The organism is Bacillus sp. UNCCL81 (genome assembly GCF_900112535.1).
In the GTDB taxonomy this organism is placed as follows: domain Bacteria; phylum Bacillota; class Bacilli; order Bacillales; family Bacillaceae_G; genus Gottfriedia; species Gottfriedia luciferensis_B.
The window spans coordinates 770476-788624 of the sequence record NZ_FOMF01000002.1; the positions used below are offsets into that span (position 1 = coordinate 770476).

Genomic DNA, 18149 nt, shown 5'->3' on the forward strand with positions numbered 1-18149 from the left:
TGTAAAATACTGTAAATTTTTCATATAAAAAAATTTTTTTAAATGAAGCGTTTTCAAAGTTATTTTAATATTGTAATAGTCCTTACCTGTTGCTAAAATGAATCATAGAAAATGGAATTAAGGGGATAGAATAGATGATTTTGCTCGAGGTTTTTGTTTATGCAGGGATTATAGCTGCTAGCATTTCTGGTACTTTGGTTGGTATTCAAAAGAAATTGGACTTATTCGGTGTTGTTTTTTTAGCAGCTTGTACTGCTCTTGGCGGAGGGTTAATACGTGATATTATTTTAGGTCAAACGGTACCGAATGCTTTCGCAAAACCTCAATACTTTATCGTAAGTACAGTCGTTTCAATTGTAACATGGTTATTTTATCAACGAACAATGCAGTTCCAATCAACTTTAATCATTACTGATGCAATTGGTTTAGGTGTTTTTACTGCTGTTGGTTCATATTCGGCAATTGATCATGGTTTAAAAGGTTCTTTTTTAATTATTTCGATGGGGTTAATCACTGGAATTGGCGGTGGAATTATGCGAGATGTATTCGCAAGAGAAATTCCATTTGTATTCCGAAAAGAAATTTATGCAATAGCAGCAATTATCGGCTCTATTACAATTTTGTTTACACATGGTGAATTTACTAAACTGCAATCTTTGTATATTTGTTTTCTAATTACAACTGCAATTAGAATTATCGCTGTACGATACAAAGTAAACTTTCCTATTAGAAATGTAAATGATAATTTACTTTAAGCTTAACAAAGATGTTAAGCTATTTTTAATGGTCCTAACCCATAATTGATTAGGACCATTTTTATTACTTAGAAACACTATTTGATTCTATGTATTCTTTATACAAAATTTCTTTTTGTACATATTCTTTTAATTCATCAATTACTTCAGCTACTTTTGCAAAAGCTTCAGGCTTCACAACTGTATCATTTTCAAAATCAACTGGATCTAAAACTAGTTGTTTTGGTAATGCATTTCCATATACACCACGAATTACAGTTCTCATACTATTTAAAGCGTTTATACCACCTTTTCCACCACCAGCTACTGCTAATAATGAAATTGGCTTTTTCTTAAATGGCTCAGAGCCTAATAATTCAACTAGATTTTTTAAAGCTCCACTCATCGCATTATTGTACTCTGGCGTACAAATAACGATTCCATCAGCTTTAACTAGTAATTCTCTAATAGCTTTAACTGCTTCTATTTCTTTTTGTTCAGCTTCCCCGTTATAAAGAGGAACTTGTTCAAATGCTAAATCTAAATTTGTAAAATTATTAGAATCTGCGATTTGTTTTGCTAAGAATCTAGTTCGACCATTTGCTCTTGGTGAACCATTTACTACTACGATATTCATTTAAATTCCCCTCACTATTAAAAACTTAATTGACTAATTTTTATCAATAATTCTTTAAAACTACAAATAATAGTATAAATGAATTCTATTTATTTGCCTATTAATTTAAACAGAATTTAATGAAAACTTCGATTTTAAAAATCTTAAATGGCTTGGAAAATATATTTATTTTGAACATCTTATTAGTAAGGAATTATTAGCTTTCTAGCTAATTACTTACTAATGATTTCTTGTAAATTTCAACTTTCTGGCATTTTAGTTCCTCATGAATAAACTTTGAGGAAGTATATCTCATCTTCTTGCCTTTTTACTTCTACATGAATACCCTATGAGGAGGGTATTTCCTTATCCATGATTTATTCGATTGATATAACCCTAATGTTTAGTATATACTTATTTGACAGAATATTGAAATTACACATGAAATGGATGTGATACATATTGGGGAATATGACAGTAAATAAAAAGGCGACAATTAGTATCATTATTGCAATGGCTACTTTCGGCACAGTAGGTTTCGTCGCTCCTAAAACAGGCCTAAAAGCCATTGATTTAGTTTTTATTAGATGTGTTTTTGCAACTATTTTTTTATTTTCAGTTTGGTATTTTTCAGGGTTAGCTAAAAAAGAAATATTTAATAAAAAAGATATAACACTTTCATTATTTAGTGGGATCCTATTAGTTATGAATTGGGTATTTTTATTTAAATCATTTGAAAATTTATCAGTTACAATTTCAGTTTCAATTTATTACTTAGCTCCCGTTATTTTATTCTTATTAGGTAGTTTAATTTATAAAGAAAAAATTACGGTAATTCCTTTACTTGGTGTTTTAAGTAGTTTTATCGGCTCAATTCTTTTATCCGGTATTAATTCTGATTTTACACTTGATAAATTTCTTTCATCTGGTGTCATTTGGGCATTTCTTGCGGCAATCTTTTATGGATTATTAATGATTGTGAATAAAGGGATTACAAAAACAAGTTCATATTTTACGACCTTACTTCAGACTACATTAGGGTTTCTACTTTTAATTCCTTTTGTTAAATTTGATTCTTTTCAAAACTTGCATTTAGAAAACTGGAGTTTTATTTTGATTATTGGTTTTGTTCATACTGGCGTTATTTATGCATTATTCTTTGGTAATATTCGATTTTTACCTTCTAATATGATTGCTGTATTAACATTTTTAGATCCTGCAGTGGCCATTGTATTAGATACAGTCATAACAGGTTTTAAACCAACACCAACCCAAATAATAGGAATTTTTATGACATTTTTAGGTATCGCTTTAATACTGCTACTGAATTCACCGAAAAAAGTGTCGCAAAATTCAAATGAAAAAATTGCAAATTAACGATTCATTCAGTTAAAAAGAACGTTAACTTCATTGTCAAACTATACTAAAAGGACTATAATGAAGTCATAAAGAATATACTAAAAAGGGATGTGCTGCGAACACACCCCTTCCGAGTAGTAATTGGAAAGTTGCTTTCCTTGGATCCAGTGAAGAAATAATCACCACAACCATTTCGAGGGGTAGGGTGGTTATTTTTTTTTGCTAATAGAAATGATAATACCGATTATGCTTAAGATTACAGTTGCAGTTATTCCAACACATTGAATAATTAAATTTGCAATCTCATAACCAGTCACATTCTCACCTCCCTTCTATGCGAAGAAAGACTAGCAGTTACTTCTATCAGGAAATAGTATTCCTACATAATTTCAAAAAAGCCTTGATACTACTGATTTTAACTTTATGTAGTTTTCCTAATTTAATATCTACATAGACTTACATTACAAAGAAAGGCAACTTACAATTCTACTCTACCTTATTTTACCATAATCTATAACACAAAACCAGAATGTATGTTCTGTTTTTGTTAATACTTTTAAAAATTTTGCTTTCTTTTTTATACCAATGGCAATCTAAGAACTCATAAAATATTTTAATACTCCAAATGCAATTTTTGTCTTCTCAATTCTTCCTATACATACTCCACTTTAGTGGGTTTTCCATCATGTTGGAGAATGGCAAATAATTACGCTATAACTGCAGCAGCACAACAATTATCGTTTGTTGATATATAGCCAAAATAGAATATAGTATATTTGGTCTATTACGCTATCGTTTCGTACTGCGTAATAAGAGTTACCTCACAATAATAGCCTTAAAGCATCAAGTCTCTTTTCTTTTTTTAGAAAAACACCAAATTGTTGATCAGATGTATTTGCTCTTTTCACACACTCTCCATTTATGTTTTTGTGTATTAATTTACGCATTCAACAATAAATATCCCCAAAAAAATACCACTCAACTTCACCCTATTAACTTCTTCATAACACCTTCACTAGAAAGTTCCCCTAACAACTCTATCAATTTTTCAATGGATGGAGCATTTTCTTGGTTAAACCAATAGCTTAGTACGCCTATCATAGCGGATAAGGCATATTCCAACTTATAATCCAGCTTAAAACTGTCTGTCGCTCCTCGTGCAATTAGGAGTTCTTTCATCATGGGTTTCATGCTTGCTTTAATTCTCCCTTGAAAGGCTAGGTCTCCTTGATCTCCTAACAGGACCATGAGATATTTGCGGTGATGTGAATACATGCTCACAATTGCTTCAAACGGAAATGTATCTGAAGTGGATAATTTCTGGATAGGTAACTGTTGTAGTTTGAAAATTAAATTGTCTTCCAATTGTGCCAGGACATTGTAAACATCGGAAAAGTATTCATAAAATGTGGACCGATTATACCCTGCTCTAGTTGTAATTTCCTTTATTGTAATTTTTTCTATTCGCTTAGTGCAATAAATTTCCCAGAAGGCATCTATTAAATTTTGTTTTGTTTGTGCAGTTATCTCTGGCTTCTTTTTCATTTTTATCCCTCCAACTTGTCTCTCGAAATCCGACAGTTGTACTACGAATGTCGGTTGATAGAGATAGTAATCCATAATAAACTTACATCATACGACATGTTGTCGGATAAATAAAGCAGAATTGGCGTGGTGATTTAAATGACAATAATAAACATCCAACACCTTACAAAAGATTATGGAAACAATAAGGGTATTTTTGATGTATCACTTAAAATTGAGAAAGGGGAAGTTTTTGGCTTTTTAGGTCCTAACGGTGCTGGTAAAACTACGACGATCCGTCACCTATTAGGATTTATCAAACCCCAAAGTGGAAAAGCTACAATTTTAAATTTAGATTGTTGGAATCAACCAAAAGAGATTCAAAAACATCTTGGTTATTTACCTGCAGAGATTGCTTTTCCTGAGAACATGACTGGTACACAACTTATTTTGCATGCAGCTAAAATGCGTGGTCTCGGTGACATGACAAAGGCGAATCAGTTAATAGAGATGTTCGACTTAGATCCATCAACTCAAATAAAACGTATGTCCAAAGGAATGAAACAAAAGGTTGGGATTGTTTGTGCTTTCATGCATGATCCTCAGATTCTTATTCTAGACGAGCCAACAACAGGTCTTGATCCACTAATGCAATCGATGTTTGTAAAATTAATTCATCAGGAAAAAAACAAGGGTAAAAGTATCCTAATGTCTTCTCATCTATTTGAGGAGATTGAGGGAACATGCGATAGTATTGCGATGATTAAGCAAGGTAAAATCATTTCGGTAATGAACTCTCAAGATTTTAAGCATTTTAGTAAAAACACATTTATCATTATGTTTAAAAAACGATCAGACTTCGAATCGATTTTAAAAGAAAATTTTGTCATTAAAAAGAACGATATGGAAACTTTACAGGTTACTGTAGAGATAGAAGACAAACAAATTAACGAATTAATACGTTCCCTGTCTAAAAGAGAGGTAACAATGTTTCGTGAAATGAAGAACTCATTAGAAGATCATTTTATGAGTTTTTATAAAGGAGAGAATCAAGAGCATGTTTAAAAAGTCTTTATTTATCCGCTTAGTAAAATTAAATTTAAAAGTTTTCAGTATTATTGCAGGAGCACTTTCTCTGTTAATAGTGATTGTTATGAGTGTTTTCACTCCGGAAACCATGCAGAATATTGCCCAAACAAGCATGGATGCTCCTGTAAATCCCTTAGGTGATATAACTACCTTAATTGCCTTTGTAGCAAATCAATATTTTGGAAACTTCGTCCTCATCTTTGCCATGATTTATTCGATTATTATTGGAAATAAACTAATAGCAGAACAAGTAGATAAAGGTAGCATGGCCTTTCATTTATCAACTCCGATCACAAGAACGCAATACACTTTTACAAGTATTATCTTTTTTGTTTTGTCACTAGTGGTAATGTTCGGGTTGATATTTGTTGTAGGATACGGTGTGGCGGAGCTAGTCCAGCCTGGTGAATTACCTGTAAATAAATTCTTCATTCTTACATTAGGATCTCTAGTATTGAATTTAGCCATTAGTAGCATTACTTTTTTTGCATCTTGTTTATTCAACCGTTCAAGCTATTCCCTAGCACTAGGTGCAGGCCTTACAGTGTTTTTCTATGCAACGAATATGCTTTCTGGAATGAATGACAGTCTGGAATTCCTTAGAAATGTTAGTATTATCACTCTTTATGATTCCACTGCCATCATTCAAAACGGAAGTTATAGAGGTCAATTATTCATACTTGTTGGATTAAGCCTTCTTCTCTATTTCATGGGCGTTGTTGTTTTTAAGCGAAAAGATTTACCATTATAAATATCCTACTAACGAATGAAAAATAGGGATGAAAAATTTTTAAGCAATTAGGCGTTGAACTAACTTGAAAACTTGATAATTGCAAAAAAATCTTCCAAATCTTACACCAAAATGGCTTAGAGAGACTTCTCTGAGCCTTCGACTAAAAACTAATATAAAACATAGTAAACACTTATTGATGTAATACACCTTATTGAAGAACTTAATTCATATTAAGTTTTTGATAGTATATTTCAGTATTGTTCAACTATCTGGAGTGATAGTTGAACGATCATCATCAGTAAAGTCACATCGCAAAACATTCTTTAAAAAAAGAAAGGTGCGCAGTTTAGGTCTACTTAGTAAATATCATCATTTTATCGCTTTTTCACTCGGAACTACCCAGCAGCAAAACTAGCCACGTGGAGTATCTTCTAACTTATCATTAGGCAATTCTTTTGATCCTGAAGCAATTACATCTAAAAGTGAGCCTAATAACGATTTACATCAAATTTACATTAACTAATTACCAATTAAAAAGCTTGTATATCAAGGCCTAACCACCACTCTCCTCTTCTTCTTTAAGAAGAAAGGCACCTACCACGCCCTACTATACCTAATTTTACCATTAGAATATCCAAAAACCAGTAATTAAGTGTAGAATTCCAAATGGCTAATATTATTCCAACGACAATAGCACTGCGAAAGTGCTAGATTGTAATATAAGCTCATGTTTCAAAATACCATTTTTTTAATTCTTCCATTTTTTCACTTACTTTCTTTAGTAATGAATTCTTTTCTTGAGTGGCTGCCGTTTCTAATAACAGTTGTTGATCTTGTTTTCTTTGTTCTCTCCATTCTTGCATCAGTAAGCTAGTCTGCTTTTCTCGTTGCTTTAATACTTCTTTATGTTGTAGATCCATCTTTTTAGAAAGTCTTTCTTCCATTTCATTCATTAGTTTTTCAATTGTATGCAACTGGTGTTCATTGTTTATTTGTATTAGGTGCTCCGTTAAGTTTAAAGACTTTTCTTCGACTATCATGTCAGTATGAGGTATTAATCTATTGGTTTGCTCTTTTATCAATCTCGCAGACTTCTCTAACGTCATACCATCATGCTTACTTAATTCGATTAGTTTTTCGAAGATCAAGACATCATAATTTGAATATTGTCGATGTCCTCTACTATTCTTCTTGATTGTATAACCAACATTCTCTAAGATGTCCTGATATTTTCTGAAGGTGCTTGGTTTCAACTCTAACTGCTCTCTTATTTGAGTACTAGTTATTATTACATCTCCATCTATCATACCCCTCACACTCCTTACAATGCTTATATTCTATACTGGCATGCTATCTCCTTTTTGCATTAAAAGGTTTATCGAATTTAGCATCAAAGTTTATTGAAAGAGAAAGATTTGATGAGCTAATAAATGAATTTTTATAAAAGAGGATCACTACTTTAGTGTGATTCTCTATTTAATTTCTTCTATTGTAATTTATAAACGCATTTATATTAAACAGTAAGTTCAATAGTGTTCTATGATTTTTATATTTTGTAAAAGCATGCTTAAGATAAACCAATAATATCAAAGTTACTATGAACATTCGTTTGCATGTTATCTTTGTATAATATTGATAAAAGCATTGTTCTAATTTACAGTTCTATTATTATACGAATGAAATGATATAATAATTTCTTTATTAAAAAAAGAAATATAAAAAAACTCATTTGTATTTTTAACAAATGAGTTTTCGGATAAAATTAATATGCAAAATACAATATTTTAGTTTAAAAGATATGTCATCAAGAATATTACAAATACTGTTAAACCCGCTGATATTTTTAAGTTTCTACCTAAGTTTAAATGATTCATTATATCTCCTACTTTCAAATATAGTATTGTTATTTTAAAAATATATTTTTAAAAAATTCGTTTTTTTCTACAGATTAATCATACTAAGTATCCTGTTTTTATACCATGTATAAACTGTGAACATTATTCTATGAAAGTTTTACAACAATTTTACCTGTTATATTGACACATATATTTTAAGCCACAAAATAAAAAACTCATTTCAAAAAGTTCTTTGAAAATGAGTTTTATTTTTATTAATTATTTTGAATCAAACATTGATAAACTGCCATCATATCACGTTTATTTAGTTCTCTTATACGATTAAATATCGGTATATCTTTAACTTCTTCAGTTAATTGATTTTCAGGAACTATTTCACTTACTTTACCAGTGAGCCATGTTTGAACTGCAATTCCCTCAACAAGCTGTTGGCGTCCATTCTCATTGATTCCACTAGCTAAACAGCTAACACATGGTATTGTTAATTTATATACACCGTCATGTAAATTATCTTCAGAAATTACTTTTTTTCCTTTACAGAACGGACAAGGGTTACTCGCTTTTACTTTATTAATTAGTGTAACGATTTTTTTATATCCAAATGCTTCATAAACATATGTTAGTTTTTTGAATTTACCATTTGTAAAATATTTGTCTATGATATCTTCTCTGGTCTCCAATATATCTTTAAAATCAGTTATCGTTACTAAGTTTTTATTGCTTATTTCTTCAATATTTGTCTTAACACGATCCCAGAACGGTAAAGCATTTTGTAATACAACTTCATATCCAACGAAACTTGCTTGTTTTATTTCTAACATTTTTAAAGCAACCTGTTGTTCTCGAGATAGTAAAGAAACTTCTACAGTTAATGCTGTTTCTCCACCAACAATTGATTTTATTTCTTCTAAGACTGTTAACTGTCCAACTGTATTAATTACTTGATCTACAGGTTGATTGATGATTTCACGAATATCTAATTTGCCAAACATTAATTTTTTGTGGTGGTTTAAAACTGTGCCTTCACAAATAGGACAGATAATTTGCTCTTTGGAAGCCTTCATTTGTTCTTTGATGGCCGATTTTGAAATTGACATATATCGTCCAATAATCGTATTAAAGCCTTCCCATAATCTTTGTGTCTTTCCAGTCTTATCATAAAAAGTTTTTTCATAGTATCCATATAAAAAAGTGTGTTTTTCTGCTTCTGACATCTCATTAAAACTTTTACTAATGTCTTGACCAAGTTCATTTTTTATTTCATCAAATAAGAATTGTAATTTAGGATATTGGTAATATTTTAAAACTTCCATTACATCAGAATGTAATAAACCTTCCCAAAATGGTACTGTTTTATCTTGAAAGACTACATCAATATCAAACTTCTCAATTACTCTACGGCCAGAACAGGAAGGACAATGATTTTCTTGGTTATAAAAGTCAAAACTTCTTGTGTCCTTATTTGTCGGATGTGAAGCAACGATTTGATTGATTAGGCCGCCGATTTCATATAAAAATGTATATTGACTGTATAAATGTCTTTCTAAATCAATTGCAATAACAGGAAGAATAGCATCAGATTCATATTCTCCATAAATAAGTCGTGCCATCGATGATAGACTTTTTAATATTCCGCCTTTATAAATGTTTTCTGCATTTTTGAAATAATTTATATTATTTTCTTGTAAATATTGAACACCCTTTTGTATTTTAAGTGATGATGAAATTTGCGACTGTGGCTTTTCATGATCCTGTTTTATCTGATTAAAATAGTCATCATGATTTACAACATCGAGATGTTCAATGGGAGTAATCTTTCTTTTTCCAAAATCAACAATATAATCCGAGCTTTCTAACATGTAGGCATTGTGTTCAATCATCATAATAGAAATTGATTCATCTTTTAGAATTTCTCGAACACTATCGATAAATTGATTTAATATATTTTGTGATAATCCTTTTGAGGGCTCATCAAAAATGAATAATGTATGAGGGCTTCTTGTATTAGAAAATAGTTCAGAAACTAAATGTACACATTGAAATTCACCAGTTGATAGTGTTTGTGTTTTTCTCTCAAGAGTAAGATAGCCAAGCCCAAGTTTGATTAATAAGCTTAATCGCTTATGTGCAATGTCTTCATTCGGTAGTTCTTCAATGATATCCTCGATTGAACGTAGGAAAATATCATCTATTTCTTCACTATATTTTGTTAACTTTCTCTTTATATCTAGGAAAGTAGCAACTGTTGATCGACTCGTAATCGATTGGTTCCGATCCTGACCTACCATCACCAATTTATCTTTTGGGTATCGTTTTAAAAAGTCTTTTGACATGCATTCATTTACTAGAGTTGATTTACCACATCCAGATTCTCCAGTAAATGTTACTAGTCTATTTTTAGGAATTTGTATATCTTGAATTTGGATATTACGACAATGAAGATCTTTAAACTCATAGAAATCATTCGGGAAAATCTCGTTTCTTTTCCAATAAATCGGTTTAGGTCGAGGAGATTCTTCAACGATTTTTCCGCCGTATTTACCACTTCCAGGTCCGAAAAACACTTGATCATCTGTTGCATCTAGTACAGTATCGGAATGGTCAATTAACCAAATTTGATTTTTAAATCCTAATTCTTTTATCTCGGCTAATATTCTATTTAAAGTATCATGGTCAAGACCTACCGAAATTTCATCGATGATTATAACAGTATTTTCACTAGTTGCCATAAATTCTGCTAAATAAAGTCGAGTTATTTCTCCACCGGATAATGTTCCAGTAATTCGATTTAGGGATAAATAGCCAATATTCATTTTGATTATATTGTTTAGTAAATGCTGTTTAGCTTCACTAATTTGTAATTCCTCTGCTAGTGATAAAATTGTTTCTACACTTAAATTATTAATATCCGAAATAGAATGTGGACGATCAAATAACTCAATTTTATATTCTTCAATTTTTTGATTATATCGGTTTCCTTTACACTTTTTACATTCAATATTTTTTGTAATTCCGCGGCCCTTACAATCCGGACACCAACCTAATTCATTATTAAACGAAAAAACTTCTGGAGAAAGATTAAACTTTTCTGCAAGGCTTACACGAATGTCTTTAAAAACACCTGTATGTGTTCCTAGTGTTGAACGTGGATTAGTAGAAATGGATGATTTGCCTAGGAAAAGTACTAATGGCATTTCTTCCATGTTAATCGCACTAAAATTTGTTTCCATTATGTTTGGGAATAAATATTGATATTCAGCTTTTGGAAGTAAAGACACTAGACGTTTCTTTGACTCCTCACCAATTGTTTGACAAAAAGTAGTTTTACCAGAGCCAGATAATCCAGCAATTCCTAATGACTGATTCTCAGGTAAAATTGCATCTAATTTATTAATATTATTTGCAATTAATTGACTTATTTTCAAATTCTTATCCTCTCTTGTCTCGTAATATTTGTATAAATTATGTATGCTCATTCCTTATATGACCTTTAATTTATGCAATTATACTTCAATCAATATTTTACCAATTTAAGACAAGCCAAGCTATAAATCGGGAATGATAAAATGATTTATATTTGAGGGATTTCAAAAAAGTATCAAATAAATCGAAATTTAATTTCTTGATTTTTTAGATTTTTTTGAAATTTTGTTTCAAAAATTATAGACAATACTTTCCATTTTTGATAGTTTTATATTATGTAAGCGCTACTAATTTAATAGAAAGTAAGGTGGAACACTAATGAAGAAAAGAAAACTTGGAAAATATGCGATTGCTGCTACAGTAGGTGCATCTCTATTATTTCAACAAATTCAAAATGTTCATGCTGAAACTACTTCACAGTACTCTATCCCTCCAAAGCATGAGCTACGAGCAGCTTGGATTGCATCAGTAGTAAACATCGATTGGCCATCTGCTACTGGTTTGTCTGAAATGCAACAAAAATCGGAGTTTATTAAACTATTAGATGATGTAGAAATGATGGGAATGAATTCAGTCGTTGTCCAAATTAAGCCGACCGCTGATGCTTTTTATCCATCTAATTATGGTCCATGGTCAAAATATTTAACTGGTACACAAGGTAAGGATCCAGGCTATGATCCACTTGCATTTATGGTTGAAGAAGCACATAAACGAAATATTGAATTTCATGCTTGGTTCAATCCATACCGAATTACAATGCCACGAACAGCGCCAGGAGATGCGACTTTAGAGGATTTAAATACTTTAGCAGAAAACCATCCTGCAAGAAAACATCCTGATTGGGTAGTCCCATATGGAAAGCAATTATATTTTGACCCAGGTAATCCTGATGCACGTCAATTTATTATTGATGGGATTATGGAAGTTGTAAAAAAATATGATATTGATGCAGTCCATTTGGATGATTATTTTTATCCATATCGTATCGCAGGTCAAGAATTTCCAGATCAATCTTCGTACGAAAAATATGGTAAACAAAAGTTTGATAATATTGAAGATTGGCGACGAGACAATGTAGATCAGTTCGTAAAAGTACTTCATAATTCAATAAAGAAAGAAAAATCTTATGTCAAATTTGGGATTAGTCCTTTTGGGGTATGGCGAAATATAGCAAAAGACCCTACTGGCTCAAATACTACTGCTGGTCAAACAAATTATGATGATTTATTTGCAGATACTAGAGAATGGATTAATAAAGAATATCTTGATTATATTACTCCGCAAATCTATTGGAATATAGGATTTGAACCTGCTGCATACGATATACTCGCAAATTGGTGGACGAAGGAAGTAAAAGGTAAGAATATTGATTTATATATTGGACAAGCTGATTACAAAATTAACGATAACAACGCAGCTTGGGCTCTACCTGACGAATTACCAAAACAAATTGAATTAAATCGTACAATTCCTGAAATCAAAGGAAGTATGCATTTTTCAATAAAAGACTTAAATCGAAATCCACTTGGTATTAAGGATCGTTTAAGCCAGGACTTATATAGAACAAAGGCATTAATTCCTTCAATGCCGTGGTTAGATAACCAAGCTCCAAAGAAACCAAAATTCGAAAAAGCTTCTCGAACAAAAGATGGAATCCAACTTACATTGAATACTCACCCTAATGATCAAGATGTTTCATATTATGTTGTATACCGTTTTGATGGATTACATAAAGATAGCATTGATGATCCAAGGAACATCTTAACTACTGTTCGCAAATCAAAAAATGGTAAAACAACATATTTAGATACAACAGCAAATATAGATAAAGATTACACGTATGAAATAACAGCTGTCGATCGACTTCATAATGAAAGTAAAGAAAGTAATCAAATACAGGTCAAGGCTAGCAAGAAATAGGTAATATAAAGAGCTTCCCATTTAAAATAGGAAGCTCTTTATACTTTTAGTGTAAAAAGTTTATATTATGTTGCAGATTTCATAATTACAGCTTTTATCATAAAATAACTAATTTCAGTTGGTAATTCGTCTTTTATAGGTCGAAGTTTTTCACTTCCAACTGTATTTATTACTTCTTTAATTTGTTTTTCAATATCAAAAGGCACTACTTCATCCCAATCAAAACGATCATCTTCCACTGCACTTTGCAAAATATGATTTTCAACAGTAGTCGTATTTAATCCTCTCTCTTTTGCAATTTCAGAAATCGAAAGTCCGTTTTGATAAGATTCGTATGATATTTTGTGTGAAGGAACTTTATTAATAATTGTTGCTTTTGGTTTTGTTGTTTCTACTTCAATTTGGTTTTCTTCTTTATACTTCTTGATCACTTCTATAAATTGATCACCAAATTTTTGTTGTTTTTGTAATCCGACACCTTTTGCTTGTAGGAATTCTTCATCAGTAGTTGGGAGTAATTTACATAAATCTCGTAAAGTACTATCTGCAAATACGACAAATGGTGGTACTCCAAGTTCTGTCGCAATTTCTTTACGTAAACTTCGCAGTTGATCAAATAAATGATTATCGACGTTTGTACTTTCAGTAACTTGGATTTCTTCTTTTTTCATTACATTTATTTTATTTAATAGTACTTCTCTTCCCCTATTTGTTACAGTTAACAGTGGGAATTTACCGCTTGTAACGCCAATAAATTGTTCCGATGTTAAATAATCAATTAAATCACCAACACTTTTTAATGTACGGTTTTTGAATAAACCGTATGTCGTTAAAGTATGAAAATTTAAGTCTATTAATTTTTTATTCATTGATCCAGTTAGTACTGATGCAACCATCGTTTTACCAAATCTTTCGCCCATTCGAATAATGCATGATAAAACAATTTGAGCATCAATTGTAATGTCTATTGCAGTCCGTTCGTCAATACAATTACTACACTTTCCACAAGAGTGGTCACTTTCATCCCCAAAGTATTTTAAAATAAATGCTTGTAAACATGTTTCACAATAACTGTAATCCTTCATTGATTGTAGTTTTGAAATCTCTTGTTTTAATCGATTAGGTTCAAAGGTAGATTGCTCAATTAAAAATCTTTGAATTTGAACGTCTTGTGCAGTAAAAAGTAAAATACATTCACTTTCTAATCCATCTCGTCCTGCTCTTCCAGCCTCTTGATAATAACTTTCCATATTTTTAGGCATTTGGTAATGGATTACGTATCTAACATTACTTTTGTCAATTCCCATTCCAAATGCATTTGTAGCAACCATTACATTAATATTATCTTGTAAAAATGCATCCTGTTGTTTTGAACGTTCTGCATCGCTTAAGCCTGCATGATATTTACCGACGGAAATGCCTAGGTTTTTTAATTTATTGGTAACATTATCTACTTCTTTCCTAGTTGCTGCGTAAATAATACCAGATTCGTTTTTATTTTGTTTTATGTAATTACAAATATAATCTAATCGATTTTGTCCTCTAATCACTTTAAATGACAAATTCTCTCTTTCAAAGCCTGTAATGATCGTCGTTTCCTCAATTATTCCTAGTTGATTACATATATCAGATTTAACTTGAGGAGTTGCCGTAGCAGTAAGTGCTAATATTGTTGGGTTCGTAGGCAATTCTTGTATTAAGTTTTTTATACGTAAGTAACTTGGTCTAAAATCATGTCCCCACGACGATATACAGTGTGCTTCATCTACTGCTACAAGTAAGATCGGCAATCTTTTTAATTCATTGATAAAGCTTTCTGATTCTAATCTTTCAGGTGCAACATATAGGATTTTGTATTCACCATAGCTTAAATCCATCATTCTTTCATTTACTTCATTATAAGAAAGTGAACTATTAATAAATGTGGAAGGAATACCTACTTGATGCAATGCATCTACCTGGTCTTTCATTAAAGAGATCAAAGGAGAAATGACGAGGGTAACTCCTTGGAGAATTGTCGCTGGAATTTGATAACAGATCGACTTACCACCACCTGTTGGCATAATACCAGCTGTGTGCTTTCCTGATAAAACTCGTTCAATAATTTGTTCTTGTCCCGCTCTAAAATTTTCATATCCAAAATACTTTTTTAAGTTTTCTCTTGCAAGTGTTAACATGCTTGCCTCCTTTTTTATTTTATTTGTACAACTCTATTTTACTATAAAGAAATTGAAGAAAGTAATTTTCTTAAGCCGTTTTCGAAATTTGCATTATCAAGCTTTTGACGTTTTTTTGGTCCCTTCACTCGTCCACCCGCATTTCGAATTTTCTTTGAAACATATCGAGTATGTAATAGTGAATCAATATTTTCATTTGTATATTGAAAGCCGTTTTGATTTAATACATAAGCTTGCTTTGATAAAACCATAGCAGCAAGACCATAGTCTTGGGTAATTACGAGATCTCCACTTACAACTCGATTTACTAATGCAAAATCAACTGCATCCGCACCTTGGGAAACTACTATCGTTTCAGCGCCTTCTCTTTGCATTATATGAGCAGTATCACATAATAAAAGAACGTTTATTTTAAATTCTGCTGCGATTTTAATTGTTTCTGAAACTACTGGACAGCCATCTGCATCAATTAAAATTTTCATTTGATTCTTCCTCTTTCAATTGTTCTTTTAAAATAAATAGTTCGTTATCTGTTAATTTTCTCCATTTACCTATTTCTAGATTTTCCATATGGATATTCATAATTCGAATTCTCTTTAATTTAATCACTTTAAATCCAAAACTTTTTGCCATTTTCCGAATTTGACGATTTAAGCCCTGCGTTAAAATAATACGGAATGTAAATTCATCTATTTTTTCAACTTTACATTTTTTAGTTAAAACATTTCCGATTAGTACACCATTTGACATGCCATTAATAAAATCTACATTAATCGGCTGATCGACTGTAACAATATACTCTTTTTCATGTCCATGTTCACTATGTAAAATTTTATGTGCAATAGGTCCGTCGTTTGTAAGGATGATTAATCCTTCAGAATCTTTATCTAATCTACCTATTGGAAAAATCCTCTTCGGATAATTAACAAAATCAATTATATTCCCTTTTACGGTTTGTAATCCTGTACAAGTAATTCCTACTGGTTTATTTAGGATAATATAGTCTTTTTCACTCGTTAAGTAAATAGCTTCATCATTTACTTGTACAACATCGTTTTCTTCTACTATGCTGTTTTTTTCAGCAGTTAGTCCGTTAATTTTAACCTGTCCCGCAGCTACCAATCGTTCTGCTGCCCTTCTAGAACAATACCCTGATGCACTAATATAAACATTAATTCTCAAATCTTATTCCTCTTTTACTAGTCTTTCCTTTATCATAACAAAAAGTGTTGTGACAGAACAGTCATCACAACACTACGAATTATTTATAAAGTTACTTCTTTTAGAAAATTGATAAAATCTGAATTACCACGTTCTTCAGCAATTTCAATTGGTGTTTTACCAGAATTATTCGTTTTAATTTCAGCACCGTTTTTTAACAAACGTTCAGCTATAGAAGTGTTTCCTTCAAATGCTGCGATATGTAAAGGAGTGTGGCCTTCACTGTCGCTAATATTAGGATTTGCTCCATTAGTTAAAAGAAAATCGATCACTTCAATTGACTTAGCACCAGCAATAGCTGCATGGAGAGCCGTGTTTTGTGGAATGAATGAAAGCTTTGAGTGAGAAAGCTCATTGATCTGAGCACCATTTTTTACTAAAGTTTTTACAACTTCATATTGACCGTAATGTGCTGCGATTCCAAGTAATGTTAGCCCATGTTCATTTTCTTCATGAATCAAATTCGGCTGGTTACTTATTATTTCAATTACAATTTCATTTTCGCCTTTTTCCGTAGCATCAAATAACTTTGCAAGTAAATTTTCCATCTTTATCTCTCCTTATTTCTACATTCAATTTGTAAATAATTTAAAAATAAATGAAGCCTTTTATTTAAAAGTCTCGCCTCATCTAAATCTACTGGTATTAATTGAATTGTATTTCCTTGTTGCATTTGTACAAGTTTCCAAAGGTCTGAATAAATTACTGTACCTAATGTGGCATATCCACCTGTAGTTTGTGAGTCTGCTAGTAAGATAATTGGTTCACCAGATGGTAGGATTTGAATCGTTCCAAAAGTAGTGCCTTCTGATAAAATATTTGAGTCAAACTGTTCTAAATTAGCATTTTTTGAATTTAAATACATTCCCATTCTATTAAAGATACCAACTGTAAGAGGTTCAGATAAAATTTGTGTTTTTATCTGGTGATGTATTTTTTCAAAATGACTACTTTTTATAAAATGAACCAAATTATGCTTATGATAGATTGGTATATACTCATGCTTTAGTCCATTTTTTACTAGTTTATATGTAGTGCTTGAACCATAAATTATTGTACCTTTCTTAACAATTAATCCAAGAGAAGCAGGCTCATACGAGGACTGACTTTCGAAGTGACATTCACTTGTAATTCCGGCGGGTACCGAAATATATGAGTAAACACTATTATTTCCCCCGTTAAAAGTCAATATCTCTCCTTTTTCTATGTCGATTATTTTATACATGTCAACGAATTTACCGTTAATTGTGGGTTTCAAATCTCCGCCTGTAATGACGATTGAGCACTGATTTAATGCTTTTAAGACTGTACCACCAATCGCAATTTCGATACTAGATGCATTAAATTTATTTCCTAATAATAGATTTCCAATTTGATAAGCTAGCTTGTCCATCGCACCAGATACAGGTATCCCTAAATGTCTAAATCCATTCCTACCATTATCTTGAATTGAAATAGATACACCTCTTTGTAAAACTTCAAAAAGCTCTTTCAAAG

14 protein-coding genes are annotated in these 18149 nt (G+C 31.3%); 5 read left to right on the forward strand and 9 right to left on the reverse strand.

Going from position 1 to position 18149, the window contains the following annotated elements; translation table 11 throughout:
* Nucleotides 1-134: 134 nt before the first annotated feature.
* Nucleotides 135-755: a trimeric intracellular cation channel family protein gene (locus tag BM319_RS03805; protein ID WP_069032588.1), complete on the forward strand. Its 621-nt coding sequence runs from the start codon at nucleotides 135-137 to the stop codon at nucleotides 753-755.
* A 64-nt stretch (nucleotides 756-819) separates the two neighbouring features.
* On the opposite strand, the gene BM319_RS03810 is transcribed toward BM319_RS03805, so the two are convergent.
* Complete coding sequence (locus BM319_RS03810; RefSeq protein ID WP_069032587.1) at nucleotides 820-1371, reverse strand: NADPH-dependent FMN reductase; 552 nt, start codon at nucleotides 1369-1371, stop codon at nucleotides 820-822.
* 450 nt (nucleotides 1372-1821) lie between these two features.
* Between BM319_RS03810 and BM319_RS03815 the strand changes: the two genes are divergently transcribed.
* Nucleotides 1822-2727 carry a DMT family transporter gene (locus tag BM319_RS03815; RefSeq protein ID WP_069032638.1) on the forward strand — a complete coding sequence of 302 codons (906 nt, stop codon included), beginning with the start codon at nucleotides 1822-1824 and terminating at the stop codon, nucleotides 2725-2727.
* Between the two features lie 966 nt (nucleotides 2728-3693).
* Here BM319_RS03815 and BM319_RS03820 read toward each other — a convergent pair.
* A complete protein-coding gene (locus tag BM319_RS03820; protein WP_091021356.1) occupies nucleotides 3694-4254 on the reverse strand; it encodes a TetR/AcrR family transcriptional regulator in 561 nt (186 codons plus the stop codon).
* Nucleotides 4255-4392: 138 nt separating this feature from the next.
* On the opposite strand from BM319_RS03820, the gene BM319_RS03825 reads away from it, so the two are divergent.
* Together BM319_RS03825 and BM319_RS03830 are read left to right on the forward strand one after the other, a co-directional pair.
* A complete protein-coding gene (locus BM319_RS03825; RefSeq protein WP_069032585.1) occupies nucleotides 4393-5298 on the forward strand; it encodes an ABC transporter ATP-binding protein in 906 nt (301 codons plus the stop codon).
* Nucleotides 5291-6073: an ABC transporter permease gene (locus tag BM319_RS03830; RefSeq protein ID WP_091021357.1), complete on the forward strand. Its 783-nt coding sequence runs from the start codon at nucleotides 5291-5293 to the stop codon at nucleotides 6071-6073. The genes BM319_RS03825 and BM319_RS03830 overlap by 8 nt, the downstream gene beginning before the upstream one ends.
* Before the next feature lie 707 nt (nucleotides 6074-6780).
* Here BM319_RS03830 and BM319_RS03835 read toward each other — a convergent pair.
* Nucleotides 6781-7362 carry a MerR family transcriptional regulator gene (locus tag BM319_RS03835; RefSeq protein WP_091021358.1) on the reverse strand — a complete coding sequence of 194 codons (582 nt, stop codon included), beginning with the start codon at nucleotides 7360-7362 and terminating at the stop codon, nucleotides 6781-6783.
* An 803-nt stretch (nucleotides 7363-8165) separates the two neighbouring features.
* Nucleotides 8166-11336: an ATP-binding cassette domain-containing protein gene (locus BM319_RS03840; protein WP_091021359.1), complete on the reverse strand. Its 3171-nt coding sequence runs from the start codon at nucleotides 11334-11336 to the stop codon at nucleotides 8166-8168.
* A gap of 316 nt (nucleotides 11337-11652) precedes the next feature.
* On the opposite strand from BM319_RS03840, the gene BM319_RS03845 reads away from it, so the two are divergent.
* Nucleotides 11653-13254: a glycoside hydrolase family 10-like protein gene (locus tag BM319_RS03845; protein WP_091021360.1), complete on the forward strand. Its 1602-nt coding sequence runs from the start codon at nucleotides 11653-11655 to the stop codon at nucleotides 13252-13254.
* Between the two features lie 65 nt (nucleotides 13255-13319).
* Here the strand turns inward: BM319_RS03845 and recQ are convergent, their stop codons facing one another.
* From recQ to BM319_RS03870, 5 genes are all read right to left on the reverse strand, one after another.
* Nucleotides 13320-15431 carry a DNA helicase RecQ gene (gene recQ, locus BM319_RS03850; protein ID WP_069032580.1) on the reverse strand — a complete coding sequence of 704 codons (2112 nt, stop codon included), beginning with the start codon at nucleotides 15429-15431 and terminating at the stop codon, nucleotides 13320-13322.
* 41 nt (nucleotides 15432-15472) lie between these two features.
* A complete protein-coding gene (locus BM319_RS03855) occupies nucleotides 15473-15913 on the reverse strand; it encodes a YaiI/YqxD family protein (protein ID WP_025569195.1) in 441 nt (146 codons plus the stop codon).
* A complete protein-coding gene (locus BM319_RS03860) occupies nucleotides 15897-16613 on the reverse strand; it encodes a pseudouridine synthase (RefSeq protein ID WP_091021361.1) in 717 nt (238 codons plus the stop codon). Before BM319_RS03860 ends, BM319_RS03855 begins: the two co-directional genes overlap by 17 nt.
* An 83-nt stretch (nucleotides 16614-16696) precedes the next feature.
* Nucleotides 16697-17200 carry an ankyrin repeat domain-containing protein gene (locus tag BM319_RS03865; protein WP_049813563.1) on the reverse strand — a complete coding sequence of 168 codons (504 nt, stop codon included), beginning with the start codon at nucleotides 17198-17200 and terminating at the stop codon, nucleotides 16697-16699.
* A gap of 2 nt (nucleotides 17201-17202) precedes the next feature.
* On the reverse strand, nucleotides 17203-18147 hold the full coding sequence (locus tag BM319_RS03870; RefSeq protein WP_091021362.1) for a 5-oxoprolinase subunit C family protein: 945 nt from the start codon (nucleotides 18145-18147) through the stop codon (nucleotides 17203-17205).
* Between the last annotated feature and the right edge of the window lie 2 nt (nucleotides 18148-18149).

What these genes read in the sequence shown, in the direction of transcription:
- BM319_RS03865 (WP_049813563.1), bottom strand. Translation starts at nt 17,200, where the DNA reads ATGGAAAATTTACTTGCAAAGTTATTTGATGCTACGGAAAAAGGCGAA.
- BM319_RS03810 (WP_069032587.1), bottom strand. Translation starts at nt 1,371, where the DNA reads ATGAATATCGTAGTAGTAAATGGTTCACCAAGAGCAAATGGTCGAACT.
- BM319_RS03820 (WP_091021356.1), bottom strand. Translation starts at nt 4,254, where the DNA reads ATGAAAAAGAAGCCAGAGATAACTGCACAAACAAAACAAAATTTAATA.
- BM319_RS03805 (WP_069032588.1), top strand. Translation starts at nt 135, where the DNA reads ATGATTTTGCTCGAGGTTTTTGTTTATGCAGGGATTATAGCTGCTAGC.
- recQ (WP_069032580.1), bottom strand. Translation starts at nt 15,431, where the DNA reads ATGTTAACACTTGCAAGAGAAAACTTAAAAAAGTATTTTGGATATGAA.
- BM319_RS03845 (WP_091021360.1), top strand. Translation starts at nt 11,653, where the DNA reads ATGAAGAAAAGAAAACTTGGAAAATATGCGATTGCTGCTACAGTAGGT.
- BM319_RS03855 (WP_025569195.1), bottom strand. Translation starts at nt 15,913, where the DNA reads ATGAAAATTTTAATTGATGCAGATGGCTGTCCAGTAGTTTCAGAAACA.
- BM319_RS03825 (WP_069032585.1), top strand. Translation starts at nt 4,393, where the DNA reads ATGACAATAATAAACATCCAACACCTTACAAAAGATTATGGAAACAAT.
- BM319_RS03815 (WP_069032638.1), top strand. Translation starts at nt 1,822, where the DNA reads ATGACAGTAAATAAAAAGGCGACAATTAGTATCATTATTGCAATGGCT.
- BM319_RS03835 (WP_091021358.1), bottom strand. Translation starts at nt 7,362, where the DNA reads ATGATAGATGGAGATGTAATAATAACTAGTACTCAAATAAGAGAGCAG.
- BM319_RS03830 (WP_091021357.1), top strand. Translation starts at nt 5,291, where the DNA reads ATGTTTAAAAAGTCTTTATTTATCCGCTTAGTAAAATTAAATTTAAAA.